We start from the raw sequence: 25,816 nt of genomic DNA, 5'->3' as shown, positions 1-25,816 counted from the left end.
ACCCGCGCGCCACGCCCCGGCAAGCGCCGCCCGATGACATCTCAGCGCGGCAGGAAGGGGTTGGTCCGGCGCTCCTCGCCGAAGCTCGATCCCGGCCCATGGCCGCAGAGGAAGCGCATCCCGTCGCCGAGCGGCAGCAGCTTGGTGACGATGGAGCGGATCAGCGCCTCATGGTCGCCATAGGCGAAGTCGGTGCGGCCGATGGAGCCGCGGAACAGCACATCCCCCACCAGCGCGAAGCCGAGTGCGACGGAGGTGAAGACCACATGCCCCGGCGCATGCCCGGGGCAGTGCCAGACATCGAAGGGCTGCCCGGCGATGGAGACGGTCTCCCCTTCCTCCAGCCAGCGATCCGGCGTCACGGATTGCAGGTCCGGCACGCCGTATTGCGCGGCCTGGGCGGGGATATTGGCCAGCAGGGGGGCATCGTCGCGGTGCGGGCCCTCCACCGGCACGGCGCCGCCCTGCTTCGCCTCCAGCGCCGCCTTCAGGCCAGCGGCGCCGCCGGCATGGTCCAGGTGGCCATGGGTGATGAGGATGCGGTCGATGGCGCAGCCCGCGCGGTCGATCGCGGCCAGGATGCGGGGCACGTCGCCGCCGGGGTCGATGACCGTGCCCGTGTTGCTCTCCGCGTCCCAGATCAGGGCGCAGTTCTGCTGGAAGGGGGTGACGGGGATCTGGGCGGCTTGCAGCTTGGGCATGGGTCAGGGGTGCCGGGATGCGGCCGCCGCGTCAACCGGCCGGCCCTTCCCGCGGTTCGCTGGCGATGCGGGCGAAGACCCGCCGCGCTTCCTCGGCCGAGGCCGCGCCAGGCGCGCCGGCGCGCACCTCCTCCCGGTTCCACATCCAGGACCGGGCCGGGTCCTCCAGCATGTCCCAATCCGGGAAGCTGCGGAACGGCGCATCGCCGCACCACAGCAGCGTCACGTCGATATGGCGGTCGTCGCGCAGGATGCGGCCGAAGGTGGCCGTGACGCGGGATCGCGGGCCCTCCAGCATCTGCATGAACAGGTCGTTGCGGCAGATCAGCGCGCCGGTGATGCCATCCGCCCGGTTGCGGCGCCGTGCGATCATAAGGATGTCGTCCAGCGCGTCGCCGCTGAAGCCGAAGGGGCGGGAGGCGTAGATCAGCTGCATCAGGCGCATGGGCCAGTGGTCCGGACGTTTCCGCGAGTGTGCCCATGAAGCACGCGGCACGGCCAGATGTTCCCGGCGCACGGCGATCGTTTCACCGCCGGCCGAACAGCTTCTCCAGCTCCGCCTTCCCCAGCCGCAGCACGGTGGGGCGGCCATGGCTGCAGGTGGCGGCCCGCGGCGTCGCCTCCATCTGGCGGAGCAGCGCCGCCATCTCCGCCCCCTTCAGCCGCCGCCCGGCGCGGATGGAGCCGTGGCAGGCCAGCCGCGCCACGGCGGCATCGAGGCGGGCTTCCAGCGCCAGCGCCTCATCCATCTCCGCCAGCTCCGCCGCGATGTCACGCAGCAGGGCCGAGGGTTCGGGATTGCCGAGCAGCGCGGGCAGGGCGCGCACCAGGATGGCGCCGGGGCCGAAGCCCTCCACCTCCAGCCCGAGCCGCCCGAGTTCGCCCGCCTTGTCCAGCAGCCGCGTCACGTCGCGCGACGGCAGCTCGACCACGGCGGGCAGCAGCAGCGGCTGGGCGCGCACGCCGCCTTCCACCAGCTGGGCGCGCAGCGCCTCATGCGTCAGCCGTTCATGCGCGGCGTGCTGGTCCACCAGCACCAGCGACCCGTCCGGCGCCTCCGCCAGCACGTAGGTATCCAGGATCTGGGCGATGGGCCGGCCGAGCGGCCCGTCCTCGGGAAAGTCCGGCAGGGGTGCCGGCGGCGGCGCGGGCGCGAAGGCCAGCGGGAGGGAGGGCGGGCGCGCGGGCCGGGCCACCGGGCCCGGGGGCGGGCGCCAGCCGGGGAAGACCGGCACCGGCGCCTCCGCGAAGCCGGGCTGCGCGAAGCCGGGGGGGGCGAAGCCGCTCCCCGGGGCATGGACCGGCATCGGGTCGAAGGAGGGCACCGCCACCGGCTCCGTCGCCATGCCATCCGGCGCCGCGCCCTGCGCCCCGACGGCCAGCGCCCGGCGCAACGCCGAGATCATCAGCCCGCGGACGCCATCGGCATCCCGGAAGCGGAGTTCGGTCTTCATCGGGTGAACGTTCACGTCCACCGCTTCCGGCGGCACCTCCAGGAACAGCGCCGCCGCCGGGAAGCGCCGGGCGGGCACCAGGTCCCGGTAGGCGACGCGCAGCGCGGTCTTCAGCTGCGGGTCGCGCACCGGGCGGTTGTTGACGATGAGGTGCTGCGCCTCTCCGGTCGCGCGGTGGTGGGTCGGCAGGCCGGCCAGGCCGGACAGCGCGATGCCGTCCCGCTCCGCCTCCACCGCCACCGCGGCGGCGGCGAAATCCGCGCCCAGCAGCGCCGCGATGCGCCCGGCGCGGTCGGCGGGCGGCAGGTTGAGGGCCTGGCGGCCATCCACTGTGACGCGGAAGCCCACGCGCGGCCAGGCCATGGCCAGGCGTTCCACCGCCGCCACCGCGGCATCGGCCTCGCTGCGCGGGGATTTCAGGAAGGCCCGCCGGGCGGGCGTGGCGTAGAACAGGTCCCGGACCTCGACGCGGGTGCCCGGCGGGCCGGCGGCGGGGGCGACCGGCGATTTCCGCCCGCCCTCCACCGTGATGGCATGCGCCGCCCCGCTGCCGTTACGGGAGGTCAGCGTCAGCCGCGCGACGGCGCCGATGGAGGGCAGGGCCTCCCCCCGGAAGCCCAGCGTGGCGATGCGGAACAGCGCCGCTTCCTCCGGCAGCTTGGAGGTGGCGTGGCGTTCGACCGCGAGGTCGAGGTCATCCGCCCCCATGCCGCCGCCGTCATCCTCCACCAGGATGCGGCCGATGCCGCCTTCCTCCAGCGTCACGGCGATGCGGGTGGCGCCGGCATCCAGCGCGTTCTCGACCAGCTCCTTCACCGCCGCGGCCGGCCGCTCCACCACCTCGCCCGCCGCGATGCGGTTGGCGGTGGTCTCCGGCAGCAGGCGAATCCGGGGGGCGGTGGCCATGGCGCAGAGATGCGCCGGGCTGGCATCAGGGGCAAGCGCAACCCGAAAGGCGGCCCGCGCGCTTCAGCGGGCCGGGCGCGCGACGGCGCGCCGCGCCCAGACCATCAGCGCAGCCAGGCGCAGCCATGCAGGGCGCGAAGGCAAGGGCGCGGATGCGGCCGCCCGCCGTGTGAGGGCGAAAAACTAGGCGTGCCCGGCAAAGCCCGACAGCGCCGCGGGGTCCACATGCAGCTTGCCCAGCGCCTGGCGCCAGAGGTCCCCGGCATTCTGGCCGAACAGCAGCGACTCGTCGGCCGGCACGTTCAGCCAGGCATTCTGCTGGATCTCGGCCTCCAGCTGGCCCGGACCCCAGCCGGCATAGCCGAGTGCCAGGAACCCCTCCTTCGGCCCGCCGCCGCCGGCGATGGCCTTGAGGATATCGACGCTCGCGGTCAGCGCCACCGCGTCGCTGACGCGCAGGCTCCCTTCCGTCTCCCAATCCGCGGTGTGCAGCACGAAGCCGCGCCCGCCCTCCACCGGGCCGCCGGAGACGAGGCGGATGCGGCGCTGCGGCGGCACGGGGTCCAGCCCCAGCTGGCCGAGCAGGTCGTCGAAGGAAAGCCCTTCCAGCGGCTTGTTCAGCACGATCCCCATCGCGCCTTCCGCCGAATGCGCGCAGAGGCAGATGACCGTGCGGGCGAAGCGGGGATCCTCCATGGTCGGCATGGCGACCAGGAGCTGGCCCGCAAGGTAGCCATCCCCGGTCAGGAACGGGGTCGGCCGGGGGGTGGGGGCTGTGGGGGCGCGGCGTGCCATGGCCCGCAACAAGATGGCGACACCCCCGCCGGGCCGCAAGCAGGGCCTGTGGGCGCCCGCATCACGGAAGCGGGGTGCGCCAGGGCGGCGGGCCTCCACGCCGGGGTTCCATGGCCTTCGCGCATGCCCGCCGCGCATGGACGCGCCCCCCCGATCCGCCGTATGTCAGGAACCACAGAGGGAGATTCCGCATGACGATCCAGGTTGGCGACAGCATTCCGGCCGTGAAGCTGATGCAGGCGACGGCGGAAGGGCCGAAGGAGGTCTCCACGGAGGAGCTCTTCAAGGGCAAGACGGTGGTGCTGTTCGGCGTCCCCGGCGCCTTCACGCCCACCTGCTCCGCCAAGCACCTGCCGGGCTTCGTGACGCAGGCGGAGGCGCTGAAGGCCAAGGGCGTCGATACCATCGCCTGCATGTCCGTGAACGACGCCTTCGTCATGGGCGCCTGGGGCAAGGACCAGGGGATCACCGACCAGGTGGTGATGCTGGCCGATGGCTCCGCCGTCTTCACCAAGGCGCTGGGGCTGGAGCTCGACCTGACGGCGCGCGGCCTCGGCGTGCGCAGCCAGCGCTTCGCGCTGGTCGCGAAGGACGGGAAGGTGACGCATATCGGCGTCGAAGCCGCCGGCGCCTTCGAGGTTTCCAAGGCGGAAGCCATCCTGGCGGTCCTCTGATGCCGCCGGCCGCCTATGCGCTGTTCGCCTGGCAGGCGGGGTGGGTCTTCACCCTGCGCAGCCTGCAGCTGGCGACGGACCCCGCGACGGCGGCCTCTACCCTGACCGCCATGGTGGCGGAAAAGCAGAAGGCCTTCGCCGACGGCGCCATCGCCGCCGGCCAGGCCCTGCTGGACGGCGCGCGGCCCGATGTGGTCGCCGCCGCCGCGCTGCGCCCGGCCCAGCGCCGGGTCGCGGCCAATATGCGGGCGCTGAAGAAGCCCGTCTGAGCCGGCAGGCCGGGCGCGGCCGCACGCCGCGCCTATCGCCGCGCCGCCCGCTCGCTCATCACGCAGGCCAGCACCACCAGCCCCGCGCCGGCCAGCGTGACCAGGGCCGGCGCATGGCCCCAGAACAGCGCATCGAAGGCCACCGACCAGATCATGCCGGTGTAGCTGATGGGGGCCAGGCGCGCGGCCGGGGCGTGGCGGAAGGCCTCCGCCACCATGACCGTCGCCGCCGCCACGGCCACCCCCGCGCCCACCATCTGCGCCCAGGCCAGCGCCGTCGGCGCCTGCCATTCCGCGATGCCGAAGGGCGTCATCACCAGGAAGCCCAGCAGGGCCGGCCAGAACAGCACGCGGCCGATCCCGGGCTCGTTCCGCAGCTGCCGGTTCAGCAGGAAGACCGCCGCGTAGCAGCCGGTGCCGAGCAGGGCGTAGACGTAGCCCATCAGGGGCCCGCGGCCGATGCCATCCGCGAAGCCCGGCGCCAGCGCCAGCGCCACGCCGCCGAACCCCACCGCGCACCAGGCCCAGGCGAGCGCCGACACCCTCTCCCGCAGCAGGACCGCGGAGGCCAGCAGCACGATCAGCGGCGCGGTGAAGAAGACGAGGTAGCCCTCCACCAGCGGCAGGTCGCGGAAGGCCAGGAAGAAGAAGCAGGCGCTGCCCAGCATCGCGACCGCCCGCGCCAGGTTCAGCCGCGGATTCCGCGTGGCCAGGCTGCCCAGCACCCCCGGCGCCAGCCGCCGCAGCAGCAGCACCAGCGCCAGCAGCACGACGAAGCGCACCGTCAGCACCTGGGCGAGCGGATGGTGGCCGGAGAGCAGCTTGCTGTTGGCGTCGAGCACCCCGAACAGCAGGATCGCGCCGAACATCAGCGCGGGACCGCGCACGAATCTCCCCCCGGAATGCCAGGCGCCCTTCTGGCCGGGCGGCGCGGCGCTGTCCATCACGCCCGGCGCGGGACTGCCCCGCGCCGGCTTGCCGCTTCCCAAGCCGCGCGCGACGGGGCAAAAGCCGCGGCGATGACCCCCCGCATTGCTTCCACGCTGATGCCGCTGATGCGCGGCATCGATCCCGAACGCGCGCATGACCTGGCGCTGCGCGCGCTGCGCTTCGGCCTGGCCGGCGCCGACCGGTCGCAGGACGATCCGGTCCTGGCGACGGAGGCCCTCGGCCTTCGCTTCCGCAACCCGATCGGCCTGGCCGCCGGCTTCGACAAGTCGGCGGTCGCCGTGGCGCCGCTGATGCGCCTCGGCTTCGGCTTCGTGGAGGCGGGGTCGGTCACGCCCAAGCCGCAATTCGGCAATCCGAAGCCCCGGCTGTTCCGCCTGGCGGAGGACCGGGCCGTGATCAACCGGATGGGCATGAACAATGCCGGGCTGGACTCCTTCCTGGCGCGGCTGGCGCATCTGCCGAAGCCGCTGCCGGCGGTGCTGGGCTGCAACATCGCCATCAACAAGGAAGGCGCGGCGCCGCTCCGGGACTACCCCGCCCTCTACACCGCCGTCGCCCCCCACGCGGCCTATGTCACGCTCAACGTCTCCTCCCCCAACACGCCGGGGCTGCGCGACCTGCAGGGGGAACAGCAGCTGCGGGACATCCTGGCGGCCATGGCGGCGGCGCGGGACGCGCTGGCCGGCCATCGCCCGCCGATCCTGGTCAAGATCGCGCCGGACCTCTCCCCGGGCGCGGTGGAGCCCATCGTCGATTCGGCGTTGCTGCACGGCATCCAGGGCCTCATCATCTCCAACACCACCATCGCGCGCCCGGCGCCGCTGCGCTCCGCCCTGAAATCGCAGGCGGGCGGCCTGTCGGGCCCGCCGCTGCGCGAACCCTCCACCGCCCTGCTGCGGCGCGTGGCGCGGGTGACGCAGGGGCGCCTGACGCTGATCGGCTGCGGCGGCGTCGGCTCCGGCGCCGATGCGCTGGAGAAGATCAAGGCCGGCGCCAGCCTGGTGCAGCTCTACGCCGCCTTCGCCTATGACGGGCCGGCGCTGATCCCGCGCATCAAGCGCGAACTGGCCGCGGCTTTGCGGCGGGAAGGCTTCGGCAGCGTGGCCGAGGCGGTGGGAGTGGATGCGCGATGAACATCCTCGATGGCGTGCGGACGCTGGCGCCGCGCTATGACGGCTTCGTGCTCGATATCTGGGGCGTGGTGCATGATGGCCGCCGCCCCTATCCCGGCGTCGCGGATGCGCTGGCGCGGCTGACCGCGGCGGGCAAGCGGATCGTCTTCCTCTCCAACGCGCCGCGCCGGTCCTTCGTGGTGCATGAGCTGCTGACCGGCATGGGCCTCGATTCCGCCAGCTGGACGGCCATCGTCACCTCCGGCGAGATCGCCTGGCGGCATCTGGCGCGGCGCGACACGCCCGCCTTCGCCGCGCTCGGCACCCGCGCCATCCATATCGGGCCGGAACGCGACCTCTCCGTGGTGCGGGAGACCGGCATCACGCTGGTGACGGACCTGGCCGAGGCCGATTTCGTGCTGAACACCGGCCCGGACCCCGACCGCGGCGCGGAGGATGCGCAACCCTATGCCGCGCAGCTGGCCCCCTGCGCCGCGCGCGGGCTGCCCATGGTCTGCGTCAACCCGGACCGCCACGTGATGGTGGGGGACCGGCACATCATCTGCGCCGGCGCGCTGGCGGACCTCTACGTCACGCTGGGCGGGCCCCGGGCGATCGAGATCGGCAAGCCCGACCCCGCCGTCTATGACCCGGTGATGGAGGCGCTCGGCATCACCGACCGCGCCCGCGTGGTCGCGATCGGCGACAGCCCCCACACCGACCTCGCCGGCGCGCAGGCGGCGGGGATCGATGCGGTCTGGGCGCTGACCGGCCTTGCCGCCCATGCGCATGGGGAAGCGCCGGACGCCGCCCGCCTGGCCGCCGTGGCGGCGGCGGAGGGCGTGACGCCGGTGGCCGCGCTGACCGGGCTGCGCTGGTAGGCCGCTCACGATCGCGCGCCTCCCGCCCCGCGCGGGGGCGACCTGCAAGGAATGGCCCTGTGCAGCACGGCGGGGCCGCCTAGTCTTGGGGGCGTGGACCAGCACGCCCCCTCACCGCCGCCCCTCGCCACGCCGGGCGTGACGCCGAAGCCGAAGCCCCGCCCGCCGATCTGGCTGCTGGTCGCGATGATCGCCATCGGGCCCTTCACCATGCAGGTGCTGGTGCCCTCGCTGCCCTCCATGGGGGGGGATTTCGGTGCCTCCACCGCCGCGGTGCAGCTGACCGTCACGCTCTACCTCCTCTCGGTCGGCGTCGGGCAGCTGATCTACGGCCCGCTGTCGGACCGCTTCGGGCGGCGGCCGCTGCTGATGGGCGGGCTCGCCCTCTATGCCGTCGCCTCGCTCGGCGCGGCGATGGCGGGGGGGATCGGCTGGCTGGTCATCGCCCGCGCCTTCCAGGCCATGGGGGCCTGCGCCGGCGTGGTGCTGGCCCGCGCCGTGATCCGCGACGTCTGGGCGCGGGACGAAGCCGCCTCCGTGCTCGGCTACGTCACCATGGGCATGACCATCGCGCCCATGCTGGCGCCGCTGCTGGGCAGCTTCCTGGACCAGACGGTGGGCTGGCGGGCCAGCATGTGGGCCTGCCTGGCCTTCGGCCTGCCGCTGGCGCTGGTCGCCTGGAAGCGCCTGCCGGAGACGCTGCCCGCGCCGCAGCCCCTGCCCGGGCTCTTCGCCATCCTCGCGGCCTATCGCAGCCTCTGGTCCATTCCCGTCTTCCGCGCCTATGCGGCGCTGACGGCCTGCGCGACGGGCGTCTTCTTCGCCTTCCTCGGCGGCGCGCCCTATGTCGTGGTGCAGGGCATGGGCTACACGCCGGTGCAGTTCGCCATCGGCTTCGCCGCCATCTCCGTCTTCTTCGCCAGCGGCAACTGGCTGGCGGGGGTGCTGTCCAAGCGCCTCGGCATCCTGCGGATGCTCAGCGTCGGCACGGCCATCACCGTGACGGGCTCGATCGGCGCGGTGGTCGGGCAGCTGGTCTTCCCGCCGCATATCCTGGTCTTCTTCGTGCCCATGGTGCTGGTCGGCGTCGGCAACGGCATGACGCAGCCCAACGCCATCGCCGGCGCGCTGAGCGCCCGGCCGCAGCTGGCCGGCACCGCCTCCTCGCTGGTCGGCGCGCTGCAGATGGGCTTCGGCGCGCTGATGACCTTCGTGGTGGGGCTGGTCGAATACGGCGCCGGCATCGGCACGGCGCTGACCATGGCGGCGACCGGCAGCGCCTGCTGGCTGGCGCTGCGCGGCGCGCGGCGGGGGTAGCGCCCCTCACGCGACCGTTCCCGCCATGCGGGCGATTTTCTCCCTTGCGGCCGTCCCACGATGCGGCGATGCCTGACGGCAACGAAACGGGAGGAACCACGATGTTCAGGACCGCAGGGCTCGGGCTGCTCGGCCTGCTGCTGGCCGCCGGCACCGCCGCGGCACAGCCCGCCTATCCCACGCGGCCGATCTCCATGGTGGTGGGCTTCGCGCCGGGCGGGCCGGCCGATGTGGTGGCGCGGCTGATCGCGCCCTCCCTCGGCGCCGATCTCGGCCAGCCCGTGGTGGTGGAGAATGCCTCGGGCGCCGGCGGATCGATCGGCCAGGCGCGGGTCGCGCAGGCCCGCCCCGATGGCCACACCATCCTGTTCGGCAGCCTGGCCCAGGCCACCATCCCGACCCTCTACCGTAGCCTCAGCTTCGACCCCCTGGCGCTGGAGGCGGTGGGCCTGGTGAACGAGGTGCCGATGGCGATCATTGCCCGGCCCAACTTCCCCGCGGCCAACCTGGCGGAGATGGTCGCGCTGGTGCGGCGGGACGGGCGGCGCCTCAACCTCGGCAATGCCGGCGTGGGCTCCACCAGCCACCTCTGCAGCCTGCTGCTGATGGCCTCCATCGGCACGCCCGTCACGCTGGTGCCCTATCGCGGCAATGCGCTGGTGATGAACGACCTCGTCGGCGGCACGCTCGACCTGGGCTGCGACCAGACGACCAACAATGCGGAGCAGATCCGTGCGGGCTCCATCCGCGCCTTCGCGATCAGCACGCCGGAGCGTGCCGGCGCCCTGCCGGGCGTGCCCACCACGGCGGAGGCCGGGCTGCCCGCCATGCGCATGTCCGGCTGGAACATGCTCTTCGTCGCGGCCGGCACGCCGCGCCCGGTGATCGACCGCCTGAACCGCGCGCTGCATATCGCCCTGCGGGACGAGACGGTGATCCGCCGCATGGGCGACCTCGGCAGCGGGCCGGCGGGCGGGGAGCGTACGACGCCGGAGGGCGCACAGACCTTCTGGCGGGCCGAGATCGCGCGCTGGAAGCCGCTGATCGAGGCGGCGGACGGGATGGCCAACTGATGGGGAGGGCGTTCGGCATCACCCGGCTGGCCCTGGCTTGACACCACGCCGGCGCTGCCGCGCAGTGGCGGGGCAGCAGCCTTGGCCGTGGAGTGGCGTGGATGTCCGGGATGCCAGTGCCGCCATCGCGCCGGTCCCTCATGCTGGGCGCGGCGGGTTCCATCCTGCCGGCCGCGAAGCTCCCGTGGTCAGGCCCGCCCGTGGCGGCGCAGACCCCCGGCCCCGGCATGGGCACGAGGATCACCGAGCATCGCGTCGTGAACGATGGCCTTCGCCTGCGCGTCTGGCTCGTCCTGCCCGGTGGCGGTCAGGGCCCGATGCCGGCGGTGGTGTGGAACCACGGGTCGCAGGTCGAACTGGCCGCTGATCTTTCCCTGCAGGACTACACGGCCGTCCCGCAGGTTCAGGGCGATGGCGCGCCCTGGCGGGCCTGGGCAGAGGCCCTCGGCATCGCGCTGGTGATCCCGGAGGGCCGCGGCTACGGCGCGTCCGAAGGACCCAGGCCGATCGACGCCATGCTCGACCCCCTGCGCGTCATGGATCTGCTCGCAGCCAGGGCGCGTGACACGGTGGCGGCGACGGAATGGGCATCCCGGCAACCGGATATCAGGGCAGACCGCATCGTGGTTGCCGGGTCTTCGCATGGGGGCGTGGTGTCGCTGCTGGCATCGGCCCTGCGTGCCTATGCGGGCACGGCCCTGATGGCGACCGGCGCGTGGTACCGGCGCGCGGATGTCGGCCTGGCGGCGCTGCGGGCGGCCGCGGCGGCGGGCCAGGGGCCGATGCTGGTGCAGCACATGCTGACGGACAGCCTCGTCCCCGTGGCCGTGAGCCGGGCGATCAGCGAGGCCGCCTCGGCCGCCGGCCGCCCCTGCGAGCTGCGCGAATATCCGGGCGTGCCGGGCGTGGAAGGCCATGCCAGCTTCGCACCCGCCAACCGCACCCAGTGGACGGCTGACTTCAACGCCTTCCTGCGCAGCTGCTTCGCGGGGTGATGCAGGCGCGTCGCCGGCCCCATCACCGCGCCGGTCGGGCTGGCCGGTTCCGCTATCCCTCGAACCGCGCCAGCCGCACCGCCGTATGCCCCCGCATCACGCGCGGGCTCGGCATCACCAGCAGGCAGTCGTCATGGGGCGTGCGGATCTCGGCCTCCCCATCCAGCGCGATCAGCGTGTTGCGGCGGGCGATCACCTCGCCGCCGCGATAGTCCCGCAGGAAGGCGAAGCTGCCGGTCGCGGCGGTCACGGTGCGCGTCACCCGCGCCACGCGGCCGGGGGCGGGCCAGGCATCGGGGGCGATCGGCGCACCCTCCTCCGCCATGCCGAGCAGCCGCAGCAGGCGCGCGGCCGCGACCTCCATCTGCGCCAGGGTTTCCGGCTGCCAATGCGGCCCGGCTTCGAGCAGCAGGCCGCGGGCGCCTTCCTGCGCGAAGCGGGGATGGTCGATCATGCGCAGCCCCGCCGCGTGGCCATCATCCCCCACCACCAGCGGCGGCGTGCCGACCAGCCGGCCGAGCGAGCGCGCCTCCAGCCCCGTGCCCGCCAGGAACAGCGGATCGGACGGCCAGAGCATGGAATGCAGGTCCAGCAGCACATCTGCCTGCCGCACCACGGGCAGTAGCGCGCGCACGCGCTCCAGCTCCGCCGATCGCCGCCCGCCGGCCAGCGCGCTCGGCGACCAGAGGCGGTTCATGTCCTCATCCACGAAGCGGCTCGCCGTGGGGTCGGCGGCATCGAACAGGTCGAAGGCCGCCAGGTTGGCGAAGACGAAGGTCAGCCGCCCGCGCCGCGGCCGTACCCCCTCCCGCAGCCAGCGGCTGGCGAGCAGCGCGCCGGAGATCTCGTTGCCATGCACCAGCGTGCTGACGACGAGGTGCGGCCCGGCCTCCTCCGCCGCCTGGCTCCAGACACCCGGGATGCCCGCATTCCCCTCGCGCCAGGGCGCGATGTCCGGCACCGGCAGGCGGACCGCCAGGCTCGGCAGCTCGAACAGGGGCAGGCCCTGGGTGAGGTCGCCGCTCGCCATGCTCATGCCGCCAGCGCGTCGCCGAGCCGGTCGATGAAGGCGCAGCAGGCCGCCATCTCCGCCTCCTCGATCCACTCGTCGGGCTGATGTGCCTGCGCCACCTGCCCAGGGCCGCAGACGATGCTGTCGATGCCGGCGCGCTGGAAGACGCCGGCCTCGGTGCCATAGGGCACGCGCAGCGCCGGGCCGCGGGCGCCGCAGGATTGCACCAGCGGCAGCAGCGCCGACCCGGCCGGCAATTCGAAGGGCGGCGCGTAGCAGCGCGTCTCGAAGGCGAAGCCGGCATCGGGCGCCGCCGCGCGCAGGCCGGGCAGGACCTCCCGCGCCAGCCAGGCCTCCAGCGCGCCCCGCACCAGGCGGCCATCCTCGCCCGGGATGCTGCGCACCTCGAAGACGAATTCCGCCAGGTCCGGGACGATGTTGAGGATGGTGCCGGCGTGGAAGGTGCCGGTGTGGATGGTGCTCCAGGGCGGCTCGAAGCCCGCCGCCCGGCCGCCCTCGGCGGCGATGCGGCGCGCCTCCCGCTTCAGCCAGGCCACGGCCTCGGCCGCCGCCTCCAGCGCATTGGCGGTGCGGTGGGTGAGGCTGGAATGCCCCGTCCGGCCGGTGACCCGCACATTCCAGGAGGCATAGCCCTTATGCGCGACCACCGGCGTCATCCCGGTGGGCTCGCCCACCACGCAGAAGGCGGGCGGCGGCGCGGCCTCCGCCAGGCTGCCCACCAGCAGCGGGGCGCCGGCGAAGGTCGTCTCCTCGTCGAAGGAGAGGCACAGATGCACGGGCCGCTTCAGCCCCTTGGCCAGCAGGCCCGGCACGCTGGCCAGGGCGCAGGCCCAGAAGCCCTTCATGTCCACCGACCCGCGCGCCACCAGGCGCCCGTGCTGGCGGCGCAGCGCGAAGGCATCGCCGGTCCAGGCCTGGCCGGCCACGGGCACGCAGTCGCTATGGGCGGAGAGCGCCACGCCCCCCGCCACGGCCGGGCCGAGGATGGCATGCAGCGCCGCCTTGTCCTGGACCGGGTCGTGGATGAGCCGTGCCGCCACGCCCTGCGCGGCGAGCTCGTCCTGCACGTAGCGCACCAGCGCCAGGTTGCTGCGCGCGCTGGTGGTATCGAAGGCCACCAGCCGTGCCAGAACCTCGACCGCCCGCGGTCCCGCCCCCATCGCACTCCCCCTTGGGGGGCAGTCTATACGGCGGGCCGGGGCCGGCAATCCGGCCCGCGGGCGCTTAAAGAAAGTCCATCTTCTACCGAAGATTGATAATCAGCGTGCCGCCCGCGCCTCGGCCACCAGCCGTTCCAGCGCCGGCAGCTCGATCGCCCCGGGGACCAGCGTGGTGCCGATCACCAGCGCGGGCGTGCCCTCGATGCCAAGCCGGCTGGCGAGGGCGAGGTTGCGCTCGATCCGCGCGCCGATGGCCGGATCCTCCATGTCCCGGCGCAGCCGCGCCCAGTCGAGCCCGGCGCGCTCCGCCTGCTGGCGCAGCACCGCTTCCGTGGGTTCCCCCCGCAGCGCCAGCAGCGCGTCGTAGAGCGGCACGTAGCGCCCCTGCCGCTGCGCCGCGAGCAGGGCGCGGGAGGCGAGGACGCTGTTGGGGCCGAGGATCGGCAGGTCCTTCAGCACCAGGCGGATATTGGGGTCGCGCCGCAGCAGCGCGTCCATGGCGGGCTGCATCTGCTTGCAGTAGCCGCAGCGCGCGTCGAAGAACTCCACGATGGTCACGTCGCCGCGCGGATTGCCCTTGCTGGGGTCGGCGGCGTCGCGGAACAGCGCCTCGGCATTATCGGCGATGGCGGCGCGCTGCGCCTCGCTGCGGTCGCGGCGGTCCGCCTCCTCCAGCCCTGCCAAGGCGTCGCGCAGGATGGTCGGATCCTCCCGCAACGCCTGGCGGAGAATGCCGAGGATCTCCGCGCGCTGCGCTGCGGTGAAGCCGGGATTCTCCTGCGCCGGCGCCCCCCCGGCCAGGAGGAGGAGGCCGGCGGCGAGGATGAGGCGCAGGGGCGATCGGGTCATGCCTGTCCTTATCGCAGCCGGGCGGGGCGTGTCACCGCCCGCCCCGCGGGCGGGCCCTCAGCGGCGCCGCGGCGGCAGGTTCTCCGGCTGCGCGGCGTTGCGGAGGTCCGAGGCCCGCAGGCGCAGCGGGCCCGGCGGCAGCGCGCCCTCCGCCCGCGCCGCCAGCGTCCGCGCCGCCAGCGGATCGCCGAGCAGCATCGCCTCCTCCGCCAGCGCCAGGTCGGCCATCGGCATCTCCCCCAGCCGGCCATGCGCCACCGCGACCTGCCGCCAGAGGAAGGCGCTCTCGCGCTCCGTCCGCATGGCCGCTTCGAGTTCGGCCAGCGCCTGGCGCAGCTGGGCGGGCTGGCCGAGCTCGATCAACACCCGGGCATGGCTCAGCCGGATCAGCCCCTCCTCCGGCGCCAGCCTGGCGGCGGTGGCGTAGGGCGCCAGCGAGTCGGGCACGCGGTGGCCTTCGAACAGGATCTGGCCCTTGAGTTCATGCAGCCAGGGGTTCGAAGGCTGTTCCGCGATCAGCGCCTCCACCATCGCCACCGCCGGGGCGATGCGGCCGGAGCGGAACTGGGCGATGGCGCGGGCATAGCGGGCGGGGGCGCCGGTGTCGCTCTCGGGATAGCGGCGCATGGTCAGCAGCGGCGAATCGATGAAGCCGTCCAGCTTGGCGCGCACCATGGCGAAGGCGGCTTCCAGCTCGGCCGGGAACGGCGCCTGCGCGAAGCGGGACCGCGCCAGGTGCTCGCGGATGAATTCCAGCCGGTCGCGGGACAGGGGGTGGGTGCGGAAATAGGGGTCCTGCCGGCTGGCGGCGAGCAGCTCCTGGTCCAGCAGCCGCTCCAGCAGCCTCTCCAGCCCGCGGGCGGACCAGCCCAGGCGGTCAAGATAGTTGACCCCCGCCTGGTCCGCCGCCTGTTCCTGGGCACGGGTGAAGGCGAAGAACTCCCCCATGGCGCTGGCCTGGCCGCCCAGCATGCCCGCCGCCAGCGCCCCTGCCTGGCCGGAGGCCGCGGCCGCCGCGCCGCCCAGCAGCATGGCGCCGATCGAGCGCAGCATGGCGTTGCGCATCTCCTCCGGCAGCCGGGCCAGGTGCCCGCCGGCGATGTGCCCCGTCTCATGCGCTAGCACGCCCACCAGTTCCAGCGCGCCCCCGGATTGCTGGATCAGGCCGGTATGGACGAACAGCCGGTTGCCGGTGCTGACGAAGGCGTTTATGGCGCGGTCCTGGATCAGCGTGGTCCGAACCAGGCCGGGATCCACCCCCGCGGTACGAAGCAGGGGGTGGACCAGGCGCCGGACGAGGTGTTCCGTCTCGGCGTCCCGGATGGTGACGAAGCGTGGTGCCGCCGACTGCGCCGAGGCGGATCCAGGCCAGGCCACCACGGCGAGAAGGGCGAGGACGACCAGCATGACGACCAGCTTCGGGGCGGCAACCATGGCGCGGAAGACCATGGCGGAAGCCGGGGGCCTGGCGATGGAAGAGCGTCGCGGCATGGGCGGGAAGGTAGCGCGCAAGGCCGCCGCTTCCCACCCCGCCCTGGCCGCGGTGGCGGCGCTCGCGCTGTCGGGCTGCTCGGCCTTCGCGCCGGACCCCAACGCCCTGCAGCCGGGCCAGGCGGGCTTCGTCCGCGGCTTCCTCGGCGGCGCCGTCTCCGATGACCCGCGGGCGGCGCTGGTGGCGCGCAACACGCTCTCCGCCGGCGGCTCGGCCGCCGATGCCGCGGTGGCGGGCGGGCTCATGCTCACCGTCACCCAGCCCTCCCGCGCCGCGCTCGGCGGCGGCGGCGCCTGCCTGCTCTTCGCCCCCCGCCGGGCGGAGGCCGAGGCCATCCTCTTCCTGCCCGGCGCGCGGGAAGCGACGCCCCCGGGCGCCGACCGCCCGGCCGCCGTGCCGCTGATGGCGCGCGGCCTCTTCGCCCTGCATGCCCGCGGCGGCGCGCGGCCCTTCGAGGAATTGATCGCCCCGGCCGAGCAGGCCGCCCGCTTCGGGGTGGAGGTCAGCCGCGCCCTGGCCACGGACCTGGCCGCCGTCGCCGGCCCGCTGCTGGCGGATCCCGGCGCGGCCGCGATCTTCGCCGGGCCGGGCGGCCAGCCGCTCACGGCCGGCGCCACGCTGGTGCAGCCGGACCTCGGCACCACGCTCGGCGCGCTGCGCACCTCCGGCGTTGGGGACCTGCACCAGGGCGCGCTGGCGCGGCGGGTGGCCGATGCCTCCATCGCCGCCGGGGGCGGGCTGACGGTGGCGGAGATGCGCGCCGCCGTGCCGCGCGTGGCGGCGCCGATGATCCTGCGGGCGGGCAATGACAGCGTGGCCTTCCTGCCGCCGCCCGCCGATGGCGGCCTGGCCGCGGCGGCGGCCTTCACCGCGCTGGCGGCCGGCGCCACGGCGGATGCCGCATCGCTGCGCGGCGTGGCCGTGGCCCGCGCCTGGCGGGAACGGGGCGGCGACCCCATGGCGCTGGTGACGGCGGAGGTGCCGGCCGACCAGGGCTGGCCCGTGCTGCCGGCCTCCACCACCCTCGTGGTCGTGGACCGGGACGGCATGGCGGTGAGCTGCGCCTTCACCATGAACAACCTGTTCGGCACCGGCCGCGTGGCGCCGGGCACGGGCATCCTGCTGGCCGCCGCCCCCGGAATCGGCCAGGTGCAGCCGCCGCTGCTCTCCGCCGCCATCGCCTTCAACGCGCCGCTCCGCACCTTCCGCGCCGCGACGGCTGGCAGCGGGCAGCAGGCGGCGCCCATCGCGGCCGCGCTGCCCATGGCGGCGGCGCTGCGCTTCAACCTGCCGCCCGCCCCGCGCATCGTCCCGGGCGCGGTGCCCACGCCGGCGGCCCCCTCGCCGCAGGCGCCGGACCTCTTCGCCGGCGTGCCCAATCCCGGCCGCGGCAATGCGCTGTCCTGCCCGCGCTACCTGCCGGGCGACCCCAACAGCTGCTTCTTCGAGACCGATCCGCGCGGCGCCGGCCTCGCCATCGGCGCCGTGGACCGCTGATGGCGCTGAAGACCGGGCGGGGCGCGGAAGCGCCCCCCTTCATGGTGATGGACGTGATCGCGGCGGCGAATGCCCGTGCCGCGGCGCTGCCGCCGGGGGCGCCCGGGATCCTGCGCATGGAGGTCGGCCAGCCCGGCAGCGGTGCGCCGCGCGGGGCGGCGGAGGCCGCGATCCGCGCGCTCCAGGCCGGCAACCCGATGGGCTATACGGAGGCCTTCGGCCTGGCCTCGCTGCGTGCCCGTATCGCCGGCCATTACCGGGACCGGTACGGGGTCACGGTCGCGCCCGCGCGCATCGCCGTCACGGTGGGTGCCTCCGGCGCCTTCCCCCTCGCCTTCCTCGCTGCCTTCGATGTCGGCGACCACGTCGCCATGGCCGCGCCCTTCTACCCGCCCTACGCCAATATCCTGACCGCGCTCGGCATGGTGCCGCAGTTGTTGCCCTGCGATGCCTCCACCCGCTTCCAGCCCACCCTCGCGATGCTGGAGAAGCTGGACCCGCTGCCGGCCGGGCTGATCGTCGCCAGCCCCTGCAACCCTGCCGGCACCATGCTGCCGCCGGAGGAATTGTCGGCAATTGCCCGCTGGTGCCATGCCAACGGCGTGAGGCTGGTCTCCGACGAGATCTACCACGGCCTATCCTACGGCACGGTGGCGGAGAGCACGGCCGCCGCCTTCAGCGACAGCGCCGTGGTGGTGAACAGCTTCTCCAAATACTTCTCCATGACGGGCTGGCGCATCGGCTGGCTGGTGTTGCCGGAGGACCTGATCCGCCCGGTGGAATGTCTGGCGCAGAACCTCTTCATCAGCGCGCCGCATGTCGCGCAGGTCGCCGCCGAGGCCGCCTTCGACTGCACCGAGGAGCTGGAGGCCAACAAGGCCGGCTATGCCCGCGCCCGGAGCGCGCTGCTGGAGGGGCTGCCGGCGGCGGGCTTCGACCGCATCGCCCAGGCCGATGGCGCCTTCTACCTGTGGTGCGATGTCGGGCACCTGACGAATGACAGCCTGGATTTCTGCGCCCGGATGCTCGACGGCGCGGGCATCGCGGCCTCCGCCGGCGTGGATTTCGACCGGGAGAGGGGCAGCCGCTTCCTGCGCTTCAGCTATTGCGGGCCGGAAGCGGCGATGGTGCAGGCGCCGGCGCGCCTGAAAGCCTGGCTCGGGCGATAGGGCTTCCGCCGCCGGTCACGCCCGTCGCGCGGCGGCGCGGTCACTCCTCGGCTGGCGAGCAGGCTTCCTCGGCACGCAGGAAGGCCACCCAGGCGCCACCTGGAAGGGAAAGGCAGCCTTGGGCCCAGAGGCCCGAAACGCTGCCCCCCGCGCTGCGCAGCACGCCAGGGCCGTGCGGCACGCCGTCCCGGAGCGCGCCTTCATAGGTCGATGCCTGCGCAAGCACCTCCACCCGGCCGCGCACGAGCAGGTCGTTGGCGTATTCCCCGGCCTCGAGGATCGTCGCTTCCCCGTTGCGCAGATGGACGAGGGCGCCTTGGCCGTTCAGGCGGCCGCTCTGCATCGTGCCTTCGTAGATCATGCCACGCACGGCACGGCCCTCGCGCCAGAGGAGCATGGCCCGGCCCGGCCCCTCGGCCGGTCCCTCGGCGCAGGCGCCGCTCCATCGCGCCTCGACATCGGTCGCGAGGTCCGACAGCCCGCCGGCCCATAGCCAGCATCCGCGCGTCGCATCGACGACGAAGCCGTCCCGCTCACCGGGAAGCAGCCGCTCGGCCAGCGGCGGCGCCGGCGGCACATCGGCCCGCACCGGACCCGCGAGCAGCACCAGCGGAAGAAGCCATCGCATGCGAATCGTCCCCTCGCGCGCGGGAATGGGAGCGGTCAGCCCCGGCCGGTACATCCTGCCCTGCTTCTGCAAGACGGGAGAAGCGACAGGCCACCGCAGAGGCGCGGGCGCCACGCTACCCCGGGCCGCAGCTAGCCGCGCCAGGTCATCCGCCGTGCCGCGCCTCGGCCCCACCCCAGCGCCACCAGCCATCGGGCAGCGCGGCGGCGGCGGCTTCGGCTTCCACCGGCGTCGCGAAGAGGCCGAAGCAGGTCGCGCCGCTGCCGCTCATCCGCGCCAGCAGGCAGCCGGGCCGCGCGGCGATCGCGGCCAGGACACCGGCGATGGGCGGGCAGAGCGTGATCGCCGCCGCTTCCAGGTCGTTGCCCAGCGGCCGCAGCCAGTCCGCCAAAGCCGCCGCGTCCGGCCAGCGATCGGGATAGGCCGCCTCCGCCGAGAAGCCCGGCGCGCGCGCCTTGAAGACGGCGGGCGTGGCCAGTGCGAGGCGCGGATTGGCCAGCAGCAGCCCGAAGGGCGGTAGGGGCGGCACGGCATCCAGCACCTCCCCCACCCCGCGCATGCGCATCGGCCGGCTTTCCACGCAGACCGGCACGTCGGCGCCCAGCCCCGCCGCGATGGTCCGCAGACGCGCGGGGCCGAGCCCGGTTCCCCACAGCGCATCCAGCACCCGCAGCGCCGCCGCCGCATCGGCGGAACCGCCACCGATGCCGGAGGCGACGGGCAGATGCTTCTCGAGCGTGATCGCGGCCGCCGGCGCGATGCCGGCTTCCGCGGCCAGGGCGCGGGCGGCGCGCAGCACCAGGTTGTCGGGCTCCGCCTGCAAGGCCCCCGCGCCCGGGCCGGCCAGGGCCAGGGAAAGCCCCTCCGCCGGCGTGGCGGAGACGACGTCCCCCACGCCGGCAAACACCGCCAGGCTGTCGAGCAGATGGTAGCCATCCGCGCGGCGGCCCGTGACGCGCAGCGCCAGGTTCACCTTGGCCGGGGCGAAGCCGTGCATCGGGGCGGCGATGGCCGCGTCAATCCGTGCGCTGCGCCGTGGAGGCCGGCGGCGTCGGCAGGCCGTCCCGGAGCTTCGCCTCGATCTTCACGAGGTCGGCCGGCTCCGGCTCCAGCCCGAGCGCGCGGGCCCATTGGAACCGCGCCTCCCGCTCCCGCCCCGCGGCCCAATAGGCATCGCCGAGGTGGTCGTTGATCACGCTATTGCGCGGCTCCAGCTCCACCGCGCGTTCCAGCCAGCGGATCGCGCCGGGCAGGTCGCCCATCTTGAACAGCGCCCAGCCGAGGCTGTCCACGATGTTGCCGTCATTCGGGCGAAGCTCCACCGCCCGTTCCAGCATGCGGCGCGCGGCCGGCAGGTCCTTGCCCTGCTCCACCCAGGTATAGGCCAGGTAGTTCATGACGTAGGGCTGTTCGGGGGAGAGTTCGAGCGCCTGCTTGAAATCGGCCTCCGCGCGCGGCCAGGCGCCGGCGCGTTCATGGGCGATGCCGCGGGCATAGAGCAGCGGCCATTCCGCCGCGCCCGGCGTGCCGACCCGCTCCAGCGCCGCGTCATAGGCCGCGATGGCATCGGCGAAGCGGTTGCGGGCGCGCAGCAGGTCGCCCAGGCGCGCCATCGGCTGCGGCGCGTTCGGCACCTCCGCCGCGATGGCGCGGAAGGCGGCCTCGGCTTCCGGCACGCGATCCATGCGGTCCAGCAGGGAGGCGCGCCGCAGGGCGGCGACGCGCGCCAGCGGATCGCCGGCGGGCACCTGTTCCAGGATGGCATGGGCGGTGTCGGGGTGCCGCTCCTCCCCATAGGCTTCCGCGATCAGCAGCAGGGCGGGCGCGAAGTTCGGGCGCAGCCGCAGCGACAGCCGCGCCAGGATCAGCGCGCCCTCCCCCGCCCCCTGCTGGCGCAGCGCGGCGGCCAGGGCGAGATGCGCTTCCGCGATCCCCTCCACGGCGGAGGCGACGCCACGCTGGGCGATGACGGCGCGGCGCGCCTGCTCCGTGCCGGCGGCGATGGCGAAGTCGCCGAGCCCCCGGCCCAGCGCCTCCATCAGCCGCAGCGCCTCGGCCTCCCGCCCGCTCCGCGCCAGGATCCCGGCAGCGAGTTGCAGCAGGCGGAGCGAGGGTTCGGGCGTCTCCGCCAGCGCGGTGCGGATGGCGCGTTCCGCCTCCCTCGGCCGGCCGGCGACATCGGCGACGAGCGCCAGGTGCAGCGCGTGGATGCCGCGCAGCCGGCCGCTTTCGGCCAGGGGCCGCAGCGTGGCCAGCGCCGCATCGGTCTGGCCCTTGCCCTGCTGCACCCAGGCCAGCAGCAGCGGCTGCAGGATCTGGGACGGCCCCTGGCGCGGCAGGGCGCGGACGCGCTGTTCCGCCCGGTCCCAGCGGCCGGCCACGGCTTCGGAGCCCACCAGCAGCAGCGCGGCCGCCTGGTTGTCCGGCAACCGCCGGGCCAGGCGCAGCGCATCCGGCCGCCCGTCCAGCAGGGCCGCGGCGAAGGCGCGGTTGACGAGTTCCGCCTGGTCCGGCTCCCGCCTCAGCGCATCCAGCAGGCTGTCGGCCGCGGTGCGCGTATCGGTCTCGGATTGTGCGAAGCGGCCGGCCAGGTAGGTGCCGAAGACGCCCGCGGGTTCGGCGGGCTGGGCCTGGGCCGGCGCGGTGGCGGGAACGGGCGTGCCCGCCGCCGCGCAGGCCGAGAGAAGGGCCGCCGCGAGGAGGACGGCACGGCGGGGGGGCACGAGCCTGATCATCATCCGGACCCTAGCCGGGAAAGACCCGCCGGCGCCACCGCGGCGTGGCGATGTTGCAACATGTGGCGGAAGAGCGATGCCGATTTGCCACGGTGCACGGCGTATCGCCCGATGCGAGGGCGGGCAGGCGCGGCAGGCGGGCTCAATACTGTTCGGAACGCCGGCGGGTGACGATGTGGCTGCCCGGCGGCAGGGCGTGCAGCACGCCCTCGGCCCAATCGGTGATGCGGCGCATGGGGTGCGGCGGCACGGGCGCCTCGGGATCATCCGGCGCCGCCGCCGCCCCATCCCCGCTGGCAAAGCCCACGAGGCGGCTGGCCGATTCCGCGATCTCCGCCATCGGGCCGGCCGCGGCGCCCTCCTCGGCCATCACGGCCTGCAGCACGGCGCGCGTCGCCGTCACCTCCGCGCGCATCTCGTCGATGGCGGCGGAGAGGCGACGGGCGGCTTCCGACTGGGCAGCCGGTGAAGGCGTGGCATCGAGCGACATGCGTGACCCCGTGCGCACCCAACCCGAGCGCGAAGGCAACCCTGCGAACATGGCCCTGCGGAGGAGCAAATGCAACTTTCAAGTGCATCAACCCGTCGCGAGCCCGGTCGATGACGCGGCGCGCAGGGCGGCGTTCCGCCAGGAGAAGCCCCGGCCGGCGAGTCGGGGCCCGCCTCTCAACGCTGTTGCCAGAACCATGCCGATCCCTTTCGATACGTCCAGCATTCCGGGAGGTCCCTTCATGCGTCGCCACCTGATCGCCTGCCTCGCCTTGCTCGCCGGTCTCCTCGGCGCGGGCGCGGCGCAGGCGCAGAACCGCTTCTGGCTGGTCAACGACACCGGCCGGGTGATCGAGCGCGCCTATGTCTCCTCGTCCCGCGTCTCCGACTGGGGGCCGGACATCCTCGGCACCTCCGTGCTGCCGCCGGGCCAGCGCGTCTGGGTCACGCCGAATTTCGGCGACTGCATCCTCGACCTGCGCGTGACCTACCAGGGCGGGGGCGAGGAAAGCCGCATGCAGGTGAATGCCTGCAGCCTCAGCCAGATCGTCTTCGGGCGGTCGGGCGCCGGCGCCGGGGCCAGCATCGGCGGCGGCGGGGCGGGCGCCTCCATCGCCGGCAACCCCAGCTTCTACTTCGTCAACGGCACGGGCCTGACGATCCGGGAGGTCTATGTCTCGCTCTCCACCGACAGCAACTGGGGCGGCGACCGGCTGGGACAGAACGTGCTGCAGCCCGGCCAGCGCCTGCAGGTCAGCCTGCCCGCCGGGCGCGTCTGCACGGTGGACATGCGCGTGGTCTATGCCGATGGCCGGTCCTTCGAACGCCGGCGCGTCGAGACCTGCAGCGTCAACGACTTCGTCTGGCGCTGAGGTCAGGCGAGGCCCAGCAGCAAGAGCAACCCGGCACCCCCCGCCCAGGCCATCATGGCCGGGGTGAGCGGGGTGCCGAGCCGTTCCAGGATCGCGGCCGGCAGCCCGGCCAGCAGCAGCGTGCCGGTGGAGACCATCAGGCTCGCCCCGTAGAACACGATCTCATTGGTGGGCGGCAGCATCTCCGGCAGCCAGACCGGGTGAAGCGCCATCATCACCGGCAGGGCCGGGCTGACCAGGCCATTCATCAGGCAGAGGCCGACGACGACGACGAAGAGGTTCTGCGGCGTCATGGCCCTCACCCCGCCCCGGGCGGCGTGATGCGCGGGCCGAGCCCGGCGGAGATCATCAGCACGCCCCCCACCAGGCGGATGCCGAACAGCCAGCAGGCCGCCACCAGCGGCAGGAACCGCGCCTCCACATAGGACGGCACCGCGCGACGGGCGAGCCAGACGGCCCAATCGGTCAGCAGCCGGAAGCCGCGCCAGATGTAGTTGGGGCTGTCCTCCGGCACCATGACCTGCATGAGGAACCGCCCGAGGCAGGCCCAGGCCGTCAGCGCCAGGACATACATGGGGATCCAGAAGCCGAGGTGGTCGGCGACGAAGGGCTGCATCGGCGGCGTTGATCCAGGTGGTGAAGCGCAGGCGTTGAAGCAGGAAGGGCGGCCGCGTCGCCGCGGCCGCCCCGGTTTCCGTCCCTGGCCGGGACGGAGTCGTTACTCGACGGCCTCGCGCCGGTCCACCAGGCGGACGCCGCCCTTCGGGATGCGGATGTCGTCGATGAAGTCCTGCATCGCCTGGCTCGGCGCCGTGGTGAACTTGGACACCAGCCAGATGGTGAGGAAGGAGAGCGGCACGCCGACGATGCCGCCCGAGATGTTGTTCAGCGTCCAGAGCCGCGCCACCGTCCGGCCGCGCAGCACCACGCTGTCGGTCGTCAGGATCAGCTGGCCGAACCAGGACAGCGCGCCATCCGTGATCTGGCCGGCATTCGCCACCAGCTGGGCGGCATAGGCCTTCAGCGCCGGATCGGCCGCGGGCAGCGCCGCGGTCTGCCGGGCGGCGGCCAGGATCGCCTCCTTCGTCCCGAAGAGTTCCACGAAGGACAGGCCGTAGAACTCCGTCCAGATCAGGTAGCCGAAGGTGAAGACGTAGCCGACCGCCATGCCCCAGCAGGCCGCGGCATTCGTCGTCTTCTTGTACCAGACGCCCATCACCAGCGCGGCGAAGAGCCCCGCGGCGGCGATGGAGAAGGCCCAGGCGACCAGGAACAGGATGTCGGCACCCGCATTGCCCGCCGTCCAGGCCGCCAGGATGGCCACCAGGATGAGCAGGACACGGGAGATGACGAGCCGCTTCGCGGTCGGCGCGTTGCGGTCGATCATCTTGTAGTAGACGTCATGCGACAGCGCGTTGGCCAGCGCCAGCAGCAGGCCATCGGCGGTGGAGAGCGCGGCCGCCAGGCCGCCCGCCGCCACCAGGCCGGCGATCACGTAGGGAAGGCCCGCGATTTCCGGCGTCGCCAGCACGACCACGTCGGGGTGGATGCGGAATTCGCCCCACTGCACGATGCCGTCGCGGTTGACGTCCACGATGTTCACCCACGGCACCCCGTAGGGCGACACGATCTGCCAGTTCTTGATCCACTCCGGCAGGGCCGCGATGGGTTGGCCGATGACGGTCTGGTAGATCTCGAGCTTGCCGAAGGCCGCATAGGCCGGCGCCGTGAAGTAGAGCAGGAAGATGAAGAACAGCGACCAGGCGACGGACTGGCGCGCTTCCCGCACGGACGGCGTGGTGAAGTAGCGCATCAGGATGTGCGGCAGCGCGGCGGTGCCGACCATGAGGCAGAAGACCAGCGCGAAGAAGTTGAAGAAGGCGGACCAGGAGAAGGCGCCGTTGGCGCCGATGAAGGGCGCGGTGTGCCACCCCGTCACCCCGGGCGGCGGCGTCATCCCCGCGGCACGGAAGCCCTGCTCGAGACCCTCGATCCGCTCCAGCGCGAAGCCGTACATCACCTGCGGCAGCGGCACGCCGGTGACCTTCACGGACATCAGGATGGCCGGGATCAGGTAGGCGATGATCAGGATGATGTACTGCGCCACCTGGGTCCAGGTGACGGCGCGCATGCCGCCCAGCATGGAGCAGACCAGGATGCCCGCCAGGCCAAGGAAGACGGCCGTGAGGAACGACACCTCCAGGAAGCGCTGGGTGATGATGCCGACACCCACGATCTGCGCCACGACGTAGACGAAGGAGGAGGTGAGCAGCACGATGACGCCGAGCGAGCGGGCGAGGTTGCCGCCGAAGCGCGCGCCGAGGAAGTCCGGCACCGTGTACTGGCCGAACTTGCGCAGGTAGGGCGCCAGCAGGATGGCCACCAGCATGTAGCCGCCGGTCCAGCCCAGGATGAAGGCGAGGCCGCCATAGCCCAGCGCATAGAGGCTGCCCGCCATGCCGATGAAGCTGGCGGCGGACATCCAGTCCGACCCCGTCGCCATGCCGTTGTAGAGCGCGGGGACGCGCCGGCCGGCCACGTAGTATTCCGCGACGGCGGCGGTGCGGCTGATGATGCCGATATAGGCATAGACGCCGATGGTCAGGACGACGAAGAGGTAGCCGATGATCTTGTCCGGCACGCCCATCTGCTCGAGGATCGCGAGCAGGATGACGAAGACGGCGAAGCCGCCGGTATAGCCGGCATAGATCTTGCCGAGGCTGGCGATGAAGGGGTCCTTGCCCCCGGTGCTGGCGGACATGGG

At 73.5% G+C, this 25,816-nt stretch carries 26 protein-coding genes; 10 read left to right on the top strand and 16 right to left on the bottom strand.

Features of this window, described 5'->3' with window-relative positions:
• Positions 1 to 41: 41 nt before the first annotated feature.
• The 4 genes from JJI54_RS10720 to JJI54_RS10705 form a co-directional block, all read right to left on the bottom strand.
• Complete coding sequence (locus tag JJI54_RS10720) at positions 42 to 701, bottom strand: MBL fold metallo-hydrolase (RefSeq protein WP_203072983.1); 660 nt, start codon at positions 699 to 701, stop codon at positions 42 to 44.
• Between the two features lie 31 nt (positions 702 to 732).
• Complete coding sequence (locus JJI54_RS10715) at positions 733 to 1,146, bottom strand: BLUF domain-containing protein (RefSeq protein WP_203072982.1); 414 nt, start codon at positions 1,144 to 1,146, stop codon at positions 733 to 735.
• An 82-nt stretch (positions 1,147 to 1,228) separates the two neighbouring features.
• Positions 1,229 to 3,061, bottom strand: a complete 1,833-nt coding sequence (gene mutL, locus JJI54_RS10710) for a DNA mismatch repair endonuclease MutL (RefSeq protein ID WP_203072981.1) — start codon at positions 3,059 to 3,061, stop codon at positions 1,229 to 1,231.
• Positions 3,062 to 3,244: 183 nt separating this feature from the next.
• Positions 3,245 to 3,856 (bottom strand): YqgE/AlgH family protein, encoded by a 612-nt coding sequence (locus tag JJI54_RS10705; RefSeq protein ID WP_203072980.1) that lies wholly within the window; start codon positions 3,854 to 3,856, stop codon positions 3,245 to 3,247.
• A gap of 191 nt (positions 3,857 to 4,047) precedes the next feature.
• On the opposite strand from JJI54_RS10705, the gene JJI54_RS10700 reads away from it, so the two are divergent.
• Complete coding sequence (locus tag JJI54_RS10700) at positions 4,048 to 4,530, top strand: peroxiredoxin (RefSeq protein WP_203072979.1); 483 nt, start codon at positions 4,048 to 4,050, stop codon at positions 4,528 to 4,530.
• Positions 4,530 to 4,799, top strand: coding sequence for a hypothetical protein (locus JJI54_RS10695; RefSeq protein ID WP_203072978.1), 270 nt, complete (start codon positions 4,530 to 4,532; stop codon positions 4,797 to 4,799). The genes JJI54_RS10700 and JJI54_RS10695 overlap by 1 nt, the downstream gene beginning before the upstream one ends.
• Positions 4,800 to 4,831: 32 nt before the next feature.
• Here JJI54_RS10695 and JJI54_RS32955 read toward each other — a convergent pair whose 3' ends face one another.
• Positions 4,832 to 5,686 carry a DMT family transporter gene (locus JJI54_RS32955; protein WP_203072977.1) on the bottom strand — a complete coding sequence of 285 codons (855 nt, stop codon included), beginning with the start codon at positions 5,684 to 5,686 and terminating at the stop codon, positions 4,832 to 4,834.
• 132 nt (positions 5,687 to 5,818) lie between these two features.
• Here JJI54_RS32955 and JJI54_RS10685 point away from each other — a divergent pair, with 132 nt between their 5' ends.
• From JJI54_RS10685 to JJI54_RS10665, 5 genes are all read left to right on the top strand, one after another.
• The gene (locus JJI54_RS10685) at positions 5,819 to 6,883 is read left to right on the top strand and encodes a quinone-dependent dihydroorotate dehydrogenase (RefSeq protein WP_203072976.1); all 1,065 of its coding nucleotides are present in this window, start codon (positions 5,819 to 5,821) and stop codon (positions 6,881 to 6,883) included.
• Positions 6,880 to 7,743, top strand: a complete 864-nt coding sequence (locus JJI54_RS10680) for a TIGR01459 family HAD-type hydrolase (protein ID WP_203072975.1) — start codon at positions 6,880 to 6,882, stop codon at positions 7,741 to 7,743. The genes JJI54_RS10685 and JJI54_RS10680 overlap by 4 nt, the downstream gene beginning before the upstream one ends.
• Before the next feature lie 93 nt (positions 7,744 to 7,836).
• Complete coding sequence (locus tag JJI54_RS10675) at positions 7,837 to 9,060, top strand: multidrug effflux MFS transporter (RefSeq protein ID WP_318987486.1); 1,224 nt, start codon at positions 7,837 to 7,839, stop codon at positions 9,058 to 9,060.
• Positions 9,061 to 9,161: 101 nt separating this feature from the next.
• Positions 9,162 to 10,133: a tripartite tricarboxylate transporter substrate-binding protein gene (locus tag JJI54_RS10670; protein WP_203072973.1), complete on the top strand. Its 972-nt coding sequence runs from the start codon at positions 9,162 to 9,164 to the stop codon at positions 10,131 to 10,133.
• A 101-nt stretch (positions 10,134 to 10,234) separates the two neighbouring features.
• Entirely contained in the window at positions 10,235 to 11,128 is an 894-nt protein-coding gene (locus JJI54_RS10665; RefSeq protein ID WP_203072972.1) for an alpha/beta hydrolase family protein, read from the top strand.
• A 52-nt stretch (positions 11,129 to 11,180) separates the two neighbouring features.
• Here JJI54_RS10665 and JJI54_RS10660 read toward each other — a convergent pair whose 3' ends face one another.
• The 4 genes from JJI54_RS10660 to JJI54_RS32645 all read right to left on the bottom strand — a co-directional run bounded on the left by JJI54_RS10660 (position 11,181) and on the right by JJI54_RS32645 (position 15,604).
• Positions 11,181 to 12,164 carry a M14 family metallopeptidase gene (locus tag JJI54_RS10660; RefSeq protein ID WP_203072971.1) on the bottom strand — a complete coding sequence of 328 codons (984 nt, stop codon included), beginning with the start codon at positions 12,162 to 12,164 and terminating at the stop codon, positions 11,181 to 11,183.
• Complete coding sequence (gene argE, locus JJI54_RS10655) at positions 12,161 to 13,321, bottom strand: acetylornithine deacetylase (protein WP_203072970.1); 1,161 nt, start codon at positions 13,319 to 13,321, stop codon at positions 12,161 to 12,163. The genes JJI54_RS10660 and argE overlap by 4 nt, the downstream gene beginning before the upstream one ends.
• 99 nt (positions 13,322 to 13,420) lie before the next feature.
• Entirely contained in the window at positions 13,421 to 14,170 is a 750-nt protein-coding gene (locus JJI54_RS10650) for a DsbA family protein (protein ID WP_203072969.1), read from the bottom strand.
• A gap of 57 nt (positions 14,171 to 14,227) precedes the next feature.
• The gene (locus JJI54_RS32645; protein WP_203072968.1) at positions 14,228 to 15,604 is read right to left on the bottom strand and encodes a M48 family metalloprotease; all 1,377 of its coding nucleotides are present in this window, start codon (positions 15,602 to 15,604) and stop codon (positions 14,228 to 14,230) included.
• Between JJI54_RS32645 and JJI54_RS10640 the strand changes: the two genes are divergently transcribed.
• Together JJI54_RS10640 and JJI54_RS10635 are read left to right on the top strand one after the other, a co-directional pair.
• Entirely contained in the window at positions 15,576 to 17,159 is a 1,584-nt protein-coding gene (locus JJI54_RS10640; RefSeq protein ID WP_226381663.1) for a gamma-glutamyltransferase, read from the top strand. The genes JJI54_RS32645 and JJI54_RS10640 overlap by 29 nt on opposite strands.
• On the top strand, positions 17,159 to 18,328 hold the full coding sequence (locus tag JJI54_RS10635; RefSeq protein ID WP_203072967.1) for a pyridoxal phosphate-dependent aminotransferase: 1,170 nt from the start codon (positions 17,159 to 17,161) through the stop codon (positions 18,326 to 18,328). Before JJI54_RS10640 ends, JJI54_RS10635 begins: the two co-directional genes overlap by 1 nt.
• Before the next feature lie 40 nt (positions 18,329 to 18,368).
• Here the strand turns inward: JJI54_RS10635 and JJI54_RS10630 are convergent, their stop codons facing one another.
• From JJI54_RS10630 to JJI54_RS10615, 4 genes are all read right to left on the bottom strand, one after another.
• Positions 18,369 to 18,956, bottom strand: a complete 588-nt coding sequence (locus tag JJI54_RS10630) for an MORN repeat-containing protein (protein WP_203072966.1) — start codon at positions 18,954 to 18,956, stop codon at positions 18,369 to 18,371.
• Between the two features lie 145 nt (positions 18,957 to 19,101).
• Positions 19,102 to 19,953, bottom strand: coding sequence for a 4-(cytidine 5'-diphospho)-2-C-methyl-D-erythritol kinase (locus JJI54_RS10625; RefSeq protein WP_203072965.1), 852 nt, complete (start codon positions 19,951 to 19,953; stop codon positions 19,102 to 19,104).
• Between the two features lie 19 nt (positions 19,954 to 19,972).
• A complete protein-coding gene (locus tag JJI54_RS10620; RefSeq protein ID WP_203072964.1) occupies positions 19,973 to 21,694 on the bottom strand; it encodes a tetratricopeptide repeat protein in 1,722 nt (573 codons plus the stop codon).
• A gap of 139 nt (positions 21,695 to 21,833) precedes the next feature.
• A complete protein-coding gene (locus JJI54_RS10615) occupies positions 21,834 to 22,181 on the bottom strand; it encodes a hypothetical protein (protein WP_203072963.1) in 348 nt (115 codons plus the stop codon).
• Between the two features lie 241 nt (positions 22,182 to 22,422).
• On the opposite strand from JJI54_RS10615, the gene JJI54_RS10610 reads away from it, so the two are divergent.
• Positions 22,423 to 23,052: a Tat pathway signal protein gene (locus JJI54_RS10610; RefSeq protein WP_226381662.1), complete on the top strand. Its 630-nt coding sequence runs from the start codon at positions 22,423 to 22,425 to the stop codon at positions 23,050 to 23,052.
• Between the two features lie 2 nt (positions 23,053 to 23,054).
• On the opposite strand, the gene JJI54_RS10605 is transcribed toward JJI54_RS10610, so the two are convergent.
• The 3 genes from JJI54_RS10605 to JJI54_RS10595 all read right to left on the bottom strand — a co-directional run bounded on the left by JJI54_RS10605 (position 23,055) and on the right by JJI54_RS10595 (position 25,813).
• Positions 23,055 to 23,345, bottom strand: coding sequence for a hypothetical protein (locus JJI54_RS10605; protein WP_203072961.1), 291 nt, complete (start codon positions 23,343 to 23,345; stop codon positions 23,055 to 23,057).
• Positions 23,346 to 23,350: 5 nt separating this feature from the next.
• A complete protein-coding gene (locus JJI54_RS10600) occupies positions 23,351 to 23,668 on the bottom strand; it encodes a YggT family protein (protein ID WP_203072960.1) in 318 nt (105 codons plus the stop codon).
• Positions 23,669 to 23,770: 102 nt separating this feature from the next.
• Positions 23,771 to 25,813 (bottom strand): sodium:solute symporter family protein, encoded by a 2,043-nt coding sequence (locus tag JJI54_RS10595; protein ID WP_203072959.1) that lies wholly within the window; start codon positions 25,811 to 25,813, stop codon positions 23,771 to 23,773.
• Positions 25,814 to 25,816: the final 3 nt, after the last annotated feature.

This window comes from Falsiroseomonas ponticola (genome assembly GCF_016805305.1).
In the GTDB taxonomy this organism is placed as follows: Bacteria; Pseudomonadota; Alphaproteobacteria; order Acetobacterales; family Acetobacteraceae; genus Falsiroseomonas; species Falsiroseomonas ponticola.
This window is presented reverse-complemented; position numbering and strand designations above follow the sequence as displayed.